The organism is Propionibacterium cyclohexanicum (assembly GCF_900111365.1).
Lineage (GTDB): Bacteria > Actinomycetota > Actinomycetes > Propionibacteriales > Propionibacteriaceae > Propionibacterium > Propionibacterium cyclohexanicum.
Map to the genome: position 1 here is coordinate 1 of NZ_FOGZ01000022.1, position 15,193 is coordinate 15,193.

Sequence of the window (15,193 nt, forward strand, 5' to 3'; positions counted from 1 at the left end):
CCCTGGGCTTCCGCAACCTCACCAACTACATCGCCAGAAGCCTGCTCGAGACAGGCGGATTCAGACCCCAACTACACCCTCGATTGGGATGAGCCACTCTCGGTGGCGGGCCTTCACGGTCACACTCGTCGGCTCACCCCCGCATTCGCGGGGAAGACCCCTGCCGCCAGCATTCGGCGGCTACGGCTTGGGGCTCACCCCCGCATTCGCGGGGAAGACGTCTTGTCCGATGATGGCGTTTTGTGCGATGAGGGCTCACCCCCGCATTCGCGGGGAAGACCAGCGTGTGCCTGATCTGATCCATGATTTTTCCGGCTCACCCCCGCATTCGCGGGGAAGACCGGGCAGTATTTTAGAGGGTGCCTTTCACATACGGCTCACCCCCGCATTCGCGGGGAAGACTCCGCGCCGTTCAACCTCACGTGGGCTGTCGCGGGCTCACCCCCGCATTCGCGGGGAAGACTCTCCAAGGTCTCTCATGGTTCTAAGCCGCCCGGGCTCACCCCCGCATTCGCGGGGAAGACCCTTCTTCTGCTGTCCCAGCGTGACGTTGACAGGGCTCACCCCCGCATTCGCGGGGAAGACCCGAATGTTCGGGGGTGAGCCGACAAGCACCAGGGCTCACCCCCGCATTCGCGGGGAAGACTTTTGTGCCCATCGACCTTCGCCGCCTTGAGGAGGCTCACCCCCGCATTCGCGGGGAAGACGACACCACCGCCACCATCACCCGCTGTGGTGTAGGCTCACCCCCGCATTCGCGGGGAAGACCGCGACGCTGGCGGCGCGAGCGTGACGCGTACCGGCTCACCCCCGCATTCGCGGGGAAGACTATCCGTGTGGAAGTTGATTTTTCAACATACCGGGCTCACCCCCGCATTCGCGGGGAAGACCGGTATCTGGCGGCTGCTATGCAGAGTTGTTTGGGCTCACCCCCGCATTCGCGGGGAAGACGCCGACCAGCCGTTGATGAGGAAGGGCAGGAGGGGCTCACCCCCGCATTCGCGGGGAAGACGTCTCCGACTGGCGCACCGGCCTATGGGGCGAGGGCTCACCCCTGCATTCGCGGGGAAGACTAGAGCTGAAAGAAAATTCGTGGCGGCCACCGCGGCTCACCCCCGCATTCGCGGGGAAGACATATCTTCCCAGATATTGTCACCCTGGTAAGTGGGCTCACCCCCGCATTCGCGGGGAAGACTGCTTGCGGATGACCGTGAGGGCGCGCTTGACGGGCTCACCCCCGCATTCGCGGGGAAGACCCCAGGCCCGCTGGGTCCTGCAGCAGACTGACCGGCTCACCCCCGCATTCGCGGGGAAGACGGCTCCGGACTGTGGGGGACGCCCTCACGTGAGGGCTCACCCCCGCATTCGCGGGGAAGACCACGTGGAGGGAGAACGGACAGCCGACCTTGCGGGCTCACCCCCGCATTCGCGGGGAAGACAACAGTCGCCAAGTCAGTATCAAGCGGGGACGGGGCTCACCCCCGCATTCGCGGGGAAGACTCGCATTCTTGGAGCTCAACGGGCTGGAAATCGGGCTCACCCCCGCATTCGCGGGGAAGACCCAGACGTAGGCGGCGCGGAGCCCGAAGCCTCGGGCTCACCCCCGCATTCGCGGGGAAGACTGGCCGTTAAGGCTTCTGACCAGATCACGATTGGGCTCACCCCCGCATTCGCGGGGAAGACGGTCTGGCGTGGGGCACTCTTTTGCGTGTTTGGGGCTCACCCCCGCATTCGCGGGGAAGACTGAAGGCTGCTATCGTGTGTTTCGCCCCGAATGGGCTCACCCCCGCATTCGCGGGGAAGACAATCCGGATCTCCTCAGTTGCCCGATCATGTTGGGCTCACCCCCGCATTCGCGGGGAAGACCCCGGTGTCGAGCACGAGCCGGGTGAAGGCCCCGGGCTCACCCCCGCATTCGCGGGGAAGACCTTGGGTGTGCACGTTGGACCCGAAGGTTGAAGGGCTCACCCCCGCATTCGCGGGGAAGACCAGCAGCGAGCCCGTCACGGCCGCCGCGATCCAGGCTCACCCCCGCATTCGCGGGGAAGACGATCGTCAGGCGCCGGTCGTGTGGCTGGGGGCGGGCTCACCCCCGCATTCGCGGGGAAGACAATCGGATGAATGGACTGCTTGGGGGATGATTGGGCTCACCCCCGCATTCGCGGGGAAGACTCGGGTGTACAGGGTGTCTTCGTCCACCCACAGGGCTCACCCCCGCATTCGCGGGGAAGACCAGGTAGTAGTCGAGATCCACGGGAGGGTGCAGGGCTCACCCCCGCATTCGCGGGGAAGACAGTGGGTCGCGGCGCCGGGCTTGGTGTATTGGGGGCTCACCCCCGCATTCGCGGGGAAGACTGCCAGAAACGCGACAGGGGACCGGCGCCGAAAGGCTCACCCCCGCATTCGCGGGGAAGACCAGTTCTGCACGCTCACTCCCGCCGCGCAGCACGGCTCACCCCCGCATTCGCGGGGAAGACGTCATGCGCCGGAGCGGTGGCCTGGCCGAGACCGGCTCACCCCCGCATTCGCGGGGAAGACGCGCTACACGAACTCGGGCCGTCCGGTCGTGAAGGCTCACCCCCGCATTCGCGGGGAAGACTCTCTCCCCGGCGACCGGTGGGGAGAGACAGACGGCTCACCCCCGCATTCGCGGGGAAGACATATCGTGATCCACAAGATTTTCTCGTATGCGAGGCTCACCCCCGCATTCGCGGGGAAGACTGGAGGCCCGCCAGCCATCAGATTCGTAGTAGAGGCTCACCCCCGCATTCGCGGGGAAGACTCCGCACCGTTCAACCTCACGTGGGCTGTCGCGGGCTCACCCCCGCATTCGCGGGGAAGACAATCTGCCCGCCGCGTGCATGAAGGTCCTCAATGGGCTCACCCCCGCATTCGCGGGGAAGACCTAGCACCGGGATCCTGAGTCGGCCAACTAGAAGGCTCACCCCCGCATTCGCGGGGAAGACCACCCCGGCGCGGTCGCCGGGGTGATCACCTAGGGCTCACCCCCGCATTCGCGGGGAAGACGGCGGTGCGACGTCGGTGGCGTCAGGGGCCACGGGCTCACCCCCGCATTCGCGGGGAAGACTCGTGATTGTGGCTGTGCACCGGACGCGGGCGAGGCTCACCCCCGCATTCGCGGGGAAGACTTGACGAGTCTCTCGGTGCGGCGCTTGACCGGCGGCTCACCCCCGCATTCGCGGGGAAGACCTTGAGCCAGTCAATCCGCTGGGAGGCCTCCTGGGCTCACCCCCGCATTCGCGGGGAAGACGTCGTGTCTGCCGTCGGGCCAGTAGATATCGCAGGCTCACCCCCGCATTCGCGGGGAAGACGCCAGCTACCAACTCCAGGCACCATTCCCATACGGCTCACCCCCGCATTCGCGGGGAAGACCGGCTCGTGATCGACCAGACCGGGCTGCACACGGGCTCACCCCCGCATTCGCGGGGAAGACTACCCCGGCGTGTCCGCCGGGGTAATCGCCTGGGGCTCACCCCCGCATTCGCGGGGAAGACTACCCCGGCGTGTCCGCCGGGGTAATCGCCTGGGGCTCACCCCCGCATTCGCGGGGAAGACGGTTTCAGGGGGTGGGTGTAGGAACTATGCCCGGGCTCACCCCCGCATTCGCGGGGAAGACCAAGCAGGGCATCCTTCGGCGGGACTCATGCAGGGCTCACCCCCGCATTCGCGGGGAAGACCTGCCGGGCTGGGTGCCGATAACGTTCGGCCCGGGCTCACCCCCGCATTCGCGGGGAAGACTTTTTGAACATCGTGCCGCCCGAGCTCGTCACAGGCTCACCCCCGCATTCGCGGGGAAGACAGACTGTCGCCAGCGTGGGGACTGCCGCAGTGGGGCTCACCCCCGCATTCGCGGGGAAGACGTCAGACGCAGCGCAGTGCAATCCAGCCTCGGGGGCTCACCCCCGCATTCGCGGGGAAGACTCGAATCGTTGCTGCGTGGCCAGCACCTCGGGCGGCTCACCCCCGCATTCGCGGGGAAGACGCGGTCTTGAAGCCGGCGCAGGTGTATGTGTTGGGCTCACCCCCGCATTCGCGGGGAAGACACTTGCCGAGGCCGGGCTTCCCGAGCACGAATGGGCTCACCCCCGCATTCGCGGGGAAGACGCGCCCTTCGCCTGCGACGGTCGCGAGAAACTGGGCTCACCCCCGCATTCGCGGGGAAGACGGCCCTGTGCGCGTCCGCCATGTCGGCGGAGAGGGCTCACCCCCGCATTCGCGGGGAAGACGGCGCGGAAGTCACGGCTGGCCTGTGGGCGGAGGGCTCACCCCCGCATTCGCGGGGAAGACATCCCGTGTCGCCGTAGATCACCTGCCATGACGGGCTCACCCCCGCATTCGCGGGGAAGACATCCCGTGTCGCCGTAGATCACCTGCCATGACGGGCTCACCCCCGCATTCGCGGGGAAGACGGTGCGTATTCGGTCCGTGCGATGCGGTCGACGGGCTCACCCCCGCATTCGCGGGGAAGACGTCCGCGTCATCAACCGCGAAGGCGAACCCTGGGGCTCACCCCCGCATTCGCGGGGAAGACCGGTCCAGGTAGTAGTCGAGATCCACGGGAGGGTGCAGGGCTCACCCCCGCATTCGCGGGGAAGACTGCTGCGCGGTGCCGAACACGCCGCCGCGCTGCGGCTCACCCCCGCATTCGCGGGGAAGACGCCTCAGGACTCCCTCATCCTGGCCCAGAACAAGGCTCACCCCCGCATTCGCGGGGAAGACTAGCCGTGCTGCCGGAGTGCCGCGAAGAGCCGGGGCTCACCCCCGCATTCGCGGGGAAGACTCATCGTGGTTCACCCCCGACGACGTGCAGACGGGCTCACCCCCGCATTCGCGGGGAAGACCGGTACCGCTCCGTGATGGCGGAATGGCTGGTGGGCTCACCCCCGCATTCGCGGGGAAGACCACGGTGCGGGCACTCGCCGACAAGGCGGGCTGGGCTCACCCCCGCATTCGCGGGGAAGACCGGCCGCCAGGGCAGATATCTTCGCCTCCGATCGGCTCACCCCCGCATTCGCGGGGAAGACACATCCTCCCAGATATTGTCACCCCGGTAGGCAGGCTCACCCCCGCATTCGCGGGGAAGACAACACCCCCCCACCACCCCTCAACATTGACCGGGGCTCACCCCCGCATTCGCGGGGAAGACGCAAACGCAAGCTCCGCGAAGCCCGCCGCGCCGGGCTCACCCCCGCATTCGCGGGGAAGACGGCGACGGCCGCCCCGGCGGCGAGCCATGCGCGGGCTCACCCCCGCATTCGCGGGGAAGACGGTCTTCGAATGGGAGGTGGAGTGCCCATGCGAGGCTCACCCCCGCATTCGCGGGGAAGACTCGCTCCCCGGGTACTGAAGCGCCATCTCTGCGGGCTCACCCCCGCATTCGCGGGGAAGACTAGTCTTGGCCACAATGGCCCCTTTCAAGAGAGGGCTCACCCCCGCATTCGCGGGGAAGACGGCGTATTCTGTTCCGGAACAGTTCAGAGCATAGGCTCACCCCCGCATTCGCGGGGAAGACCGGGTCAGGCGGGCTGCTGGCGCGGTCGGACGGGGCTCACCCCCGCATTCGCGGGGAAGACCCGAGGACTTGACCTTCCTCAGGAGAATCCACGGGCTCACCCCCGCATTCGCGGGGAAGACCGTGGGATGCTTCATCCTCTCCCGACGATCCGGGGCTCACCCCCGCATTCGCGGGGAAGACGGTCGGGCTCGTGGCACCACTCGTGTGGGACACGGCTCACCCCCGCATTCGCGGGGAAGACCCCTCCAGCTGCGCCGCATAGACCGCCTTCGAAGGCTCACCCCCGCATTCGCGGGGAAGACTCAGCCTCCTGATGCCGGTGATCAAGGCGATCCGGCTCACCCCCGCATTCGCGGGGAAGACTATACCGTATGAATCTGTCCGATTCGACGGGTAGGCTCACCCCCGCATTCGCGGGGAAGACGGCTTCGGCAACCACAGTAGCAACGATGATCGGGGCTCACCCCCGCATTCGCGGGGAAGACACCTAGTGACTAGGTGTGTCGTGCTTGCCGAGCCTAGATAGAAGCATACTCCGCCTCCCCCTGGCGCCTTGCAGCTGGGATGGAGCTCGCGGGGGCAGGATCGCTGGGTCCGCGGCTATCCCACATGACGTCGGGAGCTCTCCGGATCGGGCGACAACCGGAGAGCTCCATCACCAGCAACCGGATGCCCAATGAGGTGGGGGAGCGAGCCGTTGCTTTACAGGCGGCGAGCTTCAATCGCGCCCTGCGTTGAAGTGTTGCCACCCCTGGAACAACGGCCAGAGGGCCGGGATACCGCCAATGGTCATCCTTCAGTGGGCCGCTTGGGTAAGGACACTTATCGGCGACAACCAAGGGGCTGCACAGCAAAGAAGTCGCCGGGGGAAGTGCCTCACCGCCGGGGGAGTGGAGCCCACTATGCGAGTCCCGTCCATTACCGGGCTACGGACGCCCCAGTCGGCTTGGCGGTGGGTGTCTGGCCAGCGCAGCAGGCCTCGTGGCTCCAGCGGCTTCATCAAAGTGGTTCGGAAAACCAAACAGCACGAGCCAAAAGGTCCCAGCGAAGACAGATGAAGACTTGGCCAAATCTCGGAAAACAGGTGCGCAGATAGCTGGGGACCGGTCTACTTCACACGACGTGCGGCTCTGCCGATTCCTCGACAAATTCATTCGGCAGCGTCCACGAGCGGAGGTGGTGGCACTGCAGACTTGTCCACCAGTGCCCACGCCAGTCATCGGTTGTGGTCTCGTAGAGCATTACCACATTGCCCATGGACATGGGAGGATACTCGACGTGCAGTTCCTCGAGGAACTCGCCGATCTCGGCGGCCCGGGAATCGTCGACCATGAGGTCGTGGGAGACCAACGAGAGATGTCCCTTGAACTCATAATCCTTGAGAGGAGTCACCAGGAAATCGTCAATTGGCAGCGACACCGGCAACAGCGCAGCTTTCATGTCGGCAGCCAGTCGGGCAAAGGGCTCGTTGCGACCGCCCTGACCGTTCTCGTTCACATTGAACACGAAGGCTGACCGACTACGCTCGATCCCCTTGTTGAAAACCGGAAATGCGCAGACGCCTCTCAATGCGTCGCCCACGCGCTCAACGAGCTCGTCGGGGGTCGCTTCGGTTTTGAGATTGCCTACCAGGGTGGCATGGGGCGGAAAGGCAGCAGCAGAGACCACGCCGAATTGCTGATATAGCAACACATTCAGTTGCGCCTGAACCCAGCAAGTGCGCGGATCCGGACGAAGGTATATTCCGTAACGAATGTCTTTCATGCCCACTCCTTGGGATATGACATGCACCGGCACGAAAAACAGCGCTGGAGAGTCACAACAGCGCCAAGCTCGTCAGTACCGCGCGGGTGTCCGAATCGGAACGCCACAAAAAAGCGCGCCAGCCGAGTGCACGCGCCGCGTCCACATTGCCCTGGCGGTCATCGAAGTACACGAGCCGGCCGGGGTCCACCGAAAGCCGAGTGCTCACTTCCCGGTAGATCTCGGCATCGGGCTTGGCCATGGCCAGCTCCGCCGAGAAGAACCACCAATCGACGAACGCAGCCCACTCAGTTGTCCTGGCCACTCGGGACAGAGGAGTGGGCGCATTCGACAAGATGGCGACCTTCCGGCCGCAGTTGTGCAGGTCCTCGAGTATCTGCGAGGCCGCGGGACGAATGGTCGACCACACCGCCGAGTCCACGTCGGACAACTCGGTAATCAGGCTCTCGGGAACCGGCCCGATGTCGAGTCGGTCGAGCACCCCGCGCCAATAAGCCTGGGGCGACTCGCCGCGGTCATATGGATCCCGGCCCTGCCAGTAGGCGGTGGCGAAACGTTCGGTGTCGCGCTGCACGATACCCGCGAGGCGCTCAATGAGCCCCGAAGGAGTCGACAGCACTTCGCCAAGATCGAACACGACGATGGGTGATTCAGTGGAACTGCCGTCCGTCACGGTCCGACTGTAGCGATCAACACGCCACCCATCCAGTGGGACTGACAGATCGCGCTGGCCAGGCCGATGACCGTCGAGCAAGCGCAGTTGAGGACTCCAGGCCAGTCCATTCTGACATAATGTGCATTATCGGTCATCCGGACCGAGGCTCAACCGAGAGGGGCAAGAGAGCCTCATCGTGGCTTCTCATTGGCCGCAATGGCCGCCTGGATCCTCGTCACCTGCGCGGCGTCCACTGGGTAACCGAGCACCGCATTCCATACCGGCACCACCTCGGAACTGTATTGATGTCCGTGCCCGGGCGGCGCATCCAGGGCAGCTGGCACGTCGAAGCCGATCTGCCAGAACGACACCCACGGCATCCAGCGCACCCCGGCCGCCACATCCCGGCCGACAGCCTCGCGCATCCAGTCCGGTTCCTTCCAGATAAGTTCGGGTGACCACCACACCACGGGATCGGACGCGTGCTGCAGATACACGACCCGTGGGTACTGCCAGGGCTCGTAGGTCCCGCCGTAGAAGTCATGATCGAGTTCGTCGGGAGTCGTGATGAAACGCACATGACGCCCGTTGTCGATGACCGGCGCGATCTCAGGTGAGCCTTCTCGGCGCTCGGCGACGAACTGTCTCCACAAGGGGGTGAACCCTGGCGTGCCCACCCACACCGCCCCCGACACTTGGTCGAGGAGATCCTGCGGGCTCGAAAAGGCACCCTGCCCGCCATAGGACCCCAGCGATTCTCCCCCGGCCAGCAGTTTCGGACGCCGATCGGCCGGAAGCTCATTCCACCGTTGCTTCACTGCCTTCCACAGCGCCAAGCCGGCCTGCGCAGGTCCCGTCCGGTCAAGGATGTAAGCCGCCCCGCTGGGCAGATAGGAGTACTGCATCGAGGCCGAGGCGCAATTGCCTCCCGTGAGGTATTCAATCGACTCCAGGCTCCACTCGTCCACCCATCCGGCGCCGACCCCCGTTGCCACGAGCAGATAACGTCTCGCCCAGGCGTTGGTTCGATCCAGTTCACGGACGACCGCCTCGGCAGTGGCCGAAAGGTCCCGACCGTCCCGCAGCCCGGCGTAGACCCTGATCGGTTCCATGGCCGGCGCGCCGCTGACCCGGCTGATCTCGGCGGCCCGGGGTCCGTCGGACACGACTGCCTGGCCCTGGGCGCCAAGCGTGTCCCATGCCTCGTTGGAGCCCGGCCCTCCCGAGCGAGTCGTCTGTGTCGGTGCGACGCGATTTGACCACGGGCGCTTGTTCACCGCGGCCGCCGAGCTGTACACCGATTCCACGACAGGCCGGATGATGACGCCCTGGCCCACGGCCACGGCCAGCCCGACGATCAGTGCAGTGGCAAGGAACGGTGCCACCCACTCCGTGAAGATCCGCGACAGTCTCCTGGTCGTCCAGCGCCACGTAGCCGCAATGAGCGTGCCCGTTCCCAACAAGAAAGCGAAGATCGCCACGCCCAGGACGAGTCCCAGGAGCTGGACGACGAATGGGGCTGCCCGCACCGCGACGAGCTCCTGCAGATCAATCTGGCGGCGATAGTTGAGCACCCACGACAGCAGCGTTCCGCCAGCGAGCACCGCGAACCACGCCGTCCGAAGCCCCCGGCCCCATCGTGGATCGATCGTCACGACAAGGGTGAGCACTCGGCTGATCCGCACCCACATTCGCTGGGCCAGAGTCCCCACCAGGTAGCCAAAGGCCATTGACAGGCCAACCGAGCCAGCTGTCGCCCAGCCGCTGCGCGGCAGCAGGCTCGGCGACAGTGCCACCCACGACATGGCCAGGGCCAAAGTGAGTCCCGTCCCCGACAGTCCCATCACCGTAGGCCCGTGCCCACGCAAGCTCAGCTGGGCTGCGGCATCCTCACGACGCCCCCTGGCGGCGGCACTCAGGGCATCCGCAGCATCGGCGCCGCTCACCTGGCTGCCCAAAGACTCTCCTGTGGAACTGGAGCTCCCGTTTGGCTGCGGCGAAGCGAGCTCACCGGTGTCTGGCTCAACGTCAATGGCCTCCGCCACTCAAGCCCCCTCCCCCGCGCCTCCATTGTGCTGCGCATCTCAAGGAGTTCAGTCAAGAAGTCCAGGTCAGCTCGAAAACCAGCACAGATCATGATGACCAGCGTCGATGTCCGTGCGCACCCTCAGGACGCGAGTATCGGGGCGGCGCGAGTATGGGGGTATGGACAGTTTCGTGAAGAGACTCCCCCATCCGCACCCCGACAAGATCCGCTGGGAGGTGCTTGGCCTCGCGTGGCTGGCTCGGGCTCGCGCCGTGCCCATTGTCGAAGTCTTCGACCACGACGAGCGCGCACTGCGCGAGCGGCGACTCATCACCGTGCCTCCCACCCGCCAGGCCGCCGAGGAATTCGGGAGACTCCTGGCCCGGATGCACGCCGCCGGAGCCCGAGCATTCGGAACCGGCCCGGATGGCTGGCCACAGGAGCGCCCCGGCTGGATCGGAGAGGCCGACCTGCCGCTGGGGCAGTACTCACACTGGGGCCAGTTCTATGCCGAGGCGCGGGTCGCGCCCTATGTGCGCCGAGCACGGGAGGCCGGCCTGTTCGCGGCGGGTGACAGCAAGACTTTCGACCGGCTGTGTGAACGCCTCACCGCGGGCGACTTCGACGACGACCTGCCTCCCGCCCGGCTGCATGGAGACTTGTGGGCCGGTAATGCCCTGTACACGGCCGACGGGGTGACGCTCATCGATCCAGCGGCGCACGGTGGCCACCCGCTCACCGATCTGGCGATGCTCGAACTGTTCGGTTTTGCCCATCTGGAGGCCGTCTGGAGGGGCTACAGCGCCGAGCAACCAGCTGCGCGTCACTGGCATCAGCTCGTGGCCCTGCACCAAGTTCATCCGCTCCTGGTGCACACCGTGCTGTTCGGCGCCGGCTACGCCGACCAGGCGCTCGGGGCGGCCCGCATCTTCGCCGGCTGACCGGCGTGGATGCGGGAGGCTGGGGGGAGTCACCACCCATCTGGCACCGTACCCATCTGGCACCGCGCCGATACTGAAAGACCTTGCCAACAAGCTAATGGGGGCTGCAACCCGGCCTGCGCCGATCGCCGCCGCGCGAGGCGCGATGGCCGTGCAGCAGACGATAGAATGCCTCGGGCAGTCTTCCGAGAACGAGGGGGTTTCGTGGTACGTGTCATTGTCGCGGCACACGGGCAGCTGGCCAGTGCGTTGGTGAAGGCAACAGCCATGATCGTCGGATCCGACCCCGAACTCATCGCCGTCGACTTCGAGCTCGACGAGCAACCGCAGGAGCTCTACGAGAAGTGCCGGGCCGCGATGGGCGAAGCCAGCGACGTGGTCTTCCTCGTCGACATGCTCGGCGGAAGCCCCTACAACGCCGCAACCCACTGTTGCGTCGCGCTGAGCAGCTGCGATGTGGTGACTGGCGTCAATCTCCCCATGGTGATCGATGCGGCGAGCCGAGCCAAGCAGAACGCGAACGTCGCTCATATCGTTCGCACGGCGATTCAGGCCGGCCGGTCGAGCGTGCGAGCGCTCCTCACCCCGCTCGCTCCGCCCGATGCCCCCGATGAGCTCAGCTGACGGCATGCCCGATCGTCGGCCCGCCGCTCGGATCGTGCTCATCCGCCACGGTGAGAGCACGTTCAATGCCACCAAGGTCTTCACGGGCCTGCTCGACGCACCGCTGTCCGTCCGCGGTCGCCAGCAGATCGCGACGGCAGCGGGACTGATTGCCCAGGCACATCTCCACCCCTCCAGGATCATCAGCTCCCCGCTGCAGCGGGCCCACGACACCGCGGCCGGGCTGCAGCAGCTCCTTGCCCCGCGCGTGCCGATCGAGACCTCCTGGCGGCTGGCCGAGCGGGACTACGGCTGCATGACCGGCGTCTCGAAGCACGAATGCCGCCAGCGATGGGGCGATGCCGCCTTCTTCGCGTGGCGCCGCACCATGCACGGAGCTCCTCCGCCAGCCAGCGAGGAGCAGCGCAGCGGCTGGCCCCATATCCCCACTGTTGACCTCGGCCCGCTCGTGCCGGGCTCCAGTGAGTGCCTGGCCGATGTCGTCGAGCGGGTCCGCTGGCTTTGGGCCGATGTGTCGCACTCGATGTGGGCCCGACCAGACAGCCTCATCACCATCGTTGCGCACGGCAATTCGCTGCGTGCTCTGAGCCTGCTGATCGGCCGGTTGAGCGACGAGGAGGTCGAGGGCTTCAACATTCCCGCTGCTCAGCCCCTGGTCTATGAGTTCGACGAGCCCGGAGACCTGCAGCCCAGGAACCGCTTCGGGCGCTACCTGGACCCCGCGACCGCGACCATCGAGGCGGCACGAGTGGAGGCTGAAGGTGGCACCTGAAGCATCCGGCCACCCCAGCCGATCGGCCAGGAACCGCGGGCCGCAGTGAACTCCCAGCCCGCCTGGCGTCACCCCCGCGTCATGCTCGTGGCCACTATGGTCGCCGCGGGCATCGCGTCGGGGATGTTGGGTGTCGCTGTCAGCCAGATCAGCAGAGGCATCGAGGCGGCAGCATTCGGATTCGAGTTCAGCCATTCGGCCAGCGGCGTGGCGGCCGCGCCGTGGTGGCGGCGGCTGGCAGCGGCGCTGGTGGCCGGGGGCATCTGCGGCATCCTGTGGACGCGGCTGCGGCCTCGTCCCAGAGGCTTCCTGCCCACGGTTCGCCAGGTGGCGGCACGTGGTGTCCAGGGCCGACGATGGCTTCCGGTCGGCGGAACCATCGCTGACGGCCTGGGTCAACTGCTCATCGTCGGCTCCGGAATGTCCTTGGGCCGTGAGGCGGCACCCCGCCGGTTCGCGGCGCTGCTGGGCCAGGGCCTGGCCGACAGGTGCGGACTGGATGTCGAGACGCGCCGCGTGATGATCGCCTCCGCCGGCGGGGCAGGTCTTGCCGCGGTGTACAACGTGCCGCTGGCCGGTTTGGTGTACGCCCTGGAATTCGTGATCCGCCCAGATCTGCGAACCCGAGCCGGCTGGTCCAAGGTCGTCGTCTCAACCGTCGTGGCACTGCTGTCGACCGTGACCGCATGGCTGTTCAACCGCAACACGCCGATGTACCGCCTTCCGCCTGACGAGCTGGACGTGAGGGGCTATGGCTGGGCCGTCGCCATGGGGATCGTGGCACTGGCGGCCGCGGTGCCGTTGCGCCGGGCATTGCGGTGGGCCCGCAGCCACACCGCGTTGACAGCGCACCTGTGGTGGTCGATGCCGCTCGGCACGCTCACCGTGGCTGGCCTGGCGCTGTGGGAACCACGCATCGCCGGCAACGGCCAAGTGCTGGTACAGGCCACCCTGGTGGGGGGTCTGCCTGCGGCCACCCTTGCCATGCTGTGCCTGGCCAAGGTGTTCGCCACCCTCCTCAGCTTTCGCTGCGGTGCCACAGGAGGCCTCCTGACACCCTCGCTGGCCGTAGGAGCGACCCTCGGGGCGGCGCTTGCAAAGTTCACCGGCGCCACCGGCTCCCAGGTCTGCACGGCCGCTCTCGTGGGGGCGGCCTGCGTTCTGTCCGTGACGGAAGCGCACCCGGTCTTCGCGGCCACCTTCGTCATGGGTCTTGTGCAGGCCCCACCCCAGCTGTGCCTGGCAATCGGGCTCGGCGTCGCGATCACCTGGTGTGCTCGGCTCCTCAGCCCCGCCGGACGCTCCAGGACGGGATCGTCCAGAGACAGCCCGGACTCGAGCTCTGGCTAGGACGCGGCACCAGCGAGCTGGCCGGGACGCGAGCATCGAGCATGCCCGCCGTGCCTGGGTCCGCCGTGCCTGGGCTCACCGGGGATCAGAGATTGGTCATATGCCCTTCGATGCCCTCCGCTGCCTCCTTGAGGGCTTCTGACAAGGTGGGATGGGCGTGCACGCTCTCCGCGATCTCGGCCGTCGTGAGATCCCACTTCTGGGCCAGCACCAGCTCGGGCAGCAGCTCCGTGACGCCCTCGCCGATCATGTGCGCGCCGAGGATCTCGTTGTAGCGCGAGTCCGCCACGATCTTCACGAACCCGCTCGACGCGGCCATCCCGACTGCCTTGCCGTTGGCCGAGAAGGGGAACTTCGAAGTCTTCACCTGGTAGCCAGCGTCCCTGGCCTGCTGCTCGGTGAGCCCGAAGCTGGCGATCTGGGGCTCGCTGTAGGTGGCGCGCGGGATCATCGTGTAGTCGACGGGCTCGGGGTCGTTCCCGGCGATCTTCTCGGCCGCCACCACCCCCATGGCCTCGGCGGTGTGCGCGAGCATCATCTTGGCTGTGCAGTCCCCGATTGCGTACAGCCCCGGCACATTGGTGCGGCACTGCCCATCGATCTCGATCGCACCGCGCTCGGTGAGCGCTACTCCGGTGTTCTCCAGCCCGTAGCCCTGGGTCCGTGGTGCGAAGCCCAGGGCCTGCAGCATCTTGTCGGCGTGCAGCACCTGCTCCTCGCCGCCCCCGGCGGGGGCAACGGTGACGTCGACACCGTTCCCGGTGTCGACCACCGAGGTGACAGCCGTCGAGGTGAGTACCTTCACCCCGAGCTTCTTGTAGGCGGCGGCCAGTTCCTTGCTGACCTCGGGATCCTCGTTGGGGACCATCCTGTCGAGGAATTCCACGATCGTTACGTCAACGCCGTAGTTGGCGAGGACGAACGCGAACTCAGTGCCGATCGCTCCCGAACCGCCGATGATGATCGAAGAGGGCAGCTGCTCGGACAGGATGAGCTCTTCGTAGCTGAGCACATTGGCGGACTTGGCGGTACCTGGAAGCAGTTTCACGGTGGCACCAGCGGCGATGATGGCGTTCTCGAAGGTGATGTTCTGCGTGTTGCCATCGTCGGCGGCGACGGTCAGGGTTCTGGCATCGGTGAAGGTGCCCCAGCCATTGATCTCGGTGATCTTGTTCTTCTTCATGAGGTAGTGGACGCCCTTGACCATCTTGTCGCTCACCTGGCGGCTGCGCTGGTATGCCTTGGCGTAGTCCAGCCGGAATTCACCCTCGATTCCGAAGGTGTCGGCCTGCTTGGTGAGAATGTGGGCGATTTCCGCGTTGCGGATGAGTGACTTGGTGGGGATGCATCCGACATTGAGGCACACTCCCCCCCACCACTTCTTCTCCACCACGGCGGTCTTGAGACCACGTTGGGCGGCCCTGATTGCGGCAACGTAGCCACCGGGCCCGGCTCCGAGAACAACGACGTCAAAGTGAGCGCTCATGACGGTCACTGTAGAGGATCGCGCTGACGCCCAGGGCGG

The 15,193-nt window shown here is 66.3% G+C and carries 8 protein-coding genes and 1 CRISPR repeat array; of the genes, 4 read left to right on the plus strand and 4 right to left on the minus strand.

Going from position 1 to position 15,193, the window contains the following annotated elements:
- Positions 1-130: 130 nt before the first annotated feature.
- Positions 131-6,021: direct repeats of the CRISPR family, unit length 28 nt; unit sequence GGCTCACCCCCGCATTCGCGGGGAAGAC.
- 628 nt (positions 6,022-6,649) lie between these two features.
- From BMX93_RS09965 to BMX93_RS09975, 3 genes are all read right to left on the minus strand, one after another.
- A complete protein-coding gene (locus tag BMX93_RS09965; RefSeq protein ID WP_143052881.1) occupies positions 6,650-7,300 on the minus strand; it encodes a heme utilization protein in 651 nt (216 codons plus the stop codon).
- Between the two features lie 52 nt (positions 7,301-7,352).
- Entirely contained in the window at positions 7,353-7,973 is a 621-nt protein-coding gene (locus tag BMX93_RS09970; RefSeq protein ID WP_177170175.1) for an HAD-IA family hydrolase, read from the minus strand.
- A gap of 173 nt (positions 7,974-8,146) precedes the next feature.
- A complete protein-coding gene (locus BMX93_RS09975) occupies positions 8,147-9,913 on the minus strand; it encodes an alpha/beta hydrolase (RefSeq protein ID WP_091970639.1) in 1,767 nt (588 codons plus the stop codon).
- 247 nt (positions 9,914-10,160) lie between these two features.
- Here BMX93_RS09975 and BMX93_RS09980 point away from each other — a divergent pair, with 247 nt between their 5' ends.
- The 4 genes from BMX93_RS09980 (at position 10,161) to BMX93_RS09995 (ending at position 13,668) form a co-directional block, all read left to right on the plus strand.
- Positions 10,161-10,922, plus strand: coding sequence for a fructosamine kinase family protein (locus tag BMX93_RS09980; protein ID WP_177170176.1), 762 nt, complete (start codon positions 10,161-10,163; stop codon positions 10,920-10,922).
- 204 nt (positions 10,923-11,126) lie between these two features.
- The gene (locus BMX93_RS09985; protein WP_177170177.1) at positions 11,127-11,546 is read left to right on the plus strand and encodes a PTS sugar transporter subunit IIA; all 420 of its coding nucleotides are present in this window, start codon (positions 11,127-11,129) and stop codon (positions 11,544-11,546) included.
- A complete protein-coding gene (locus BMX93_RS09990) occupies positions 11,533-12,318 on the plus strand; it encodes a 2,3-bisphosphoglycerate-dependent phosphoglycerate mutase (protein WP_177170178.1) in 786 nt (261 codons plus the stop codon). Before BMX93_RS09985 ends, BMX93_RS09990 begins: the two co-directional genes overlap by 14 nt.
- A 45-nt stretch (positions 12,319-12,363) precedes the next feature.
- Positions 12,364-13,668, plus strand: coding sequence for a chloride channel protein (locus tag BMX93_RS09995; protein WP_091970644.1), 1,305 nt, complete (start codon positions 12,364-12,366; stop codon positions 13,666-13,668).
- A gap of 85 nt (positions 13,669-13,753) precedes the next feature.
- Here BMX93_RS09995 and lpdA read toward each other — a convergent pair whose 3' ends face one another.
- Positions 13,754-15,154, minus strand: a complete 1,401-nt coding sequence (gene lpdA / locus BMX93_RS10000; protein WP_091970710.1) for a dihydrolipoyl dehydrogenase — start codon at positions 15,152-15,154, stop codon at positions 13,754-13,756.
- Positions 15,155-15,193 lie beyond the last annotated feature (39 nt).

Coding starts and splice junctions, on each gene's coding strand:
- BMX93_RS09965 (WP_143052881.1), bottom strand. CDS start 7,300: ATGAAAGACATTCGTTACGGAATATACCTTCGTCCGGATCCGCGCACT.
- BMX93_RS09980 (WP_177170176.1), top strand. CDS start 10,161: ATGGACAGTTTCGTGAAGAGACTCCCCCATCCGCACCCCGACAAGATC.
- BMX93_RS09990 (WP_177170178.1), top strand. CDS start 11,533: ATGAGCTCAGCTGACGGCATGCCCGATCGTCGGCCCGCCGCTCGGATC.
- lpdA (WP_091970710.1), bottom strand. CDS start 15,154: ATGAGCGCTCACTTTGACGTCGTTGTTCTCGGAGCCGGGCCCGGTGGC.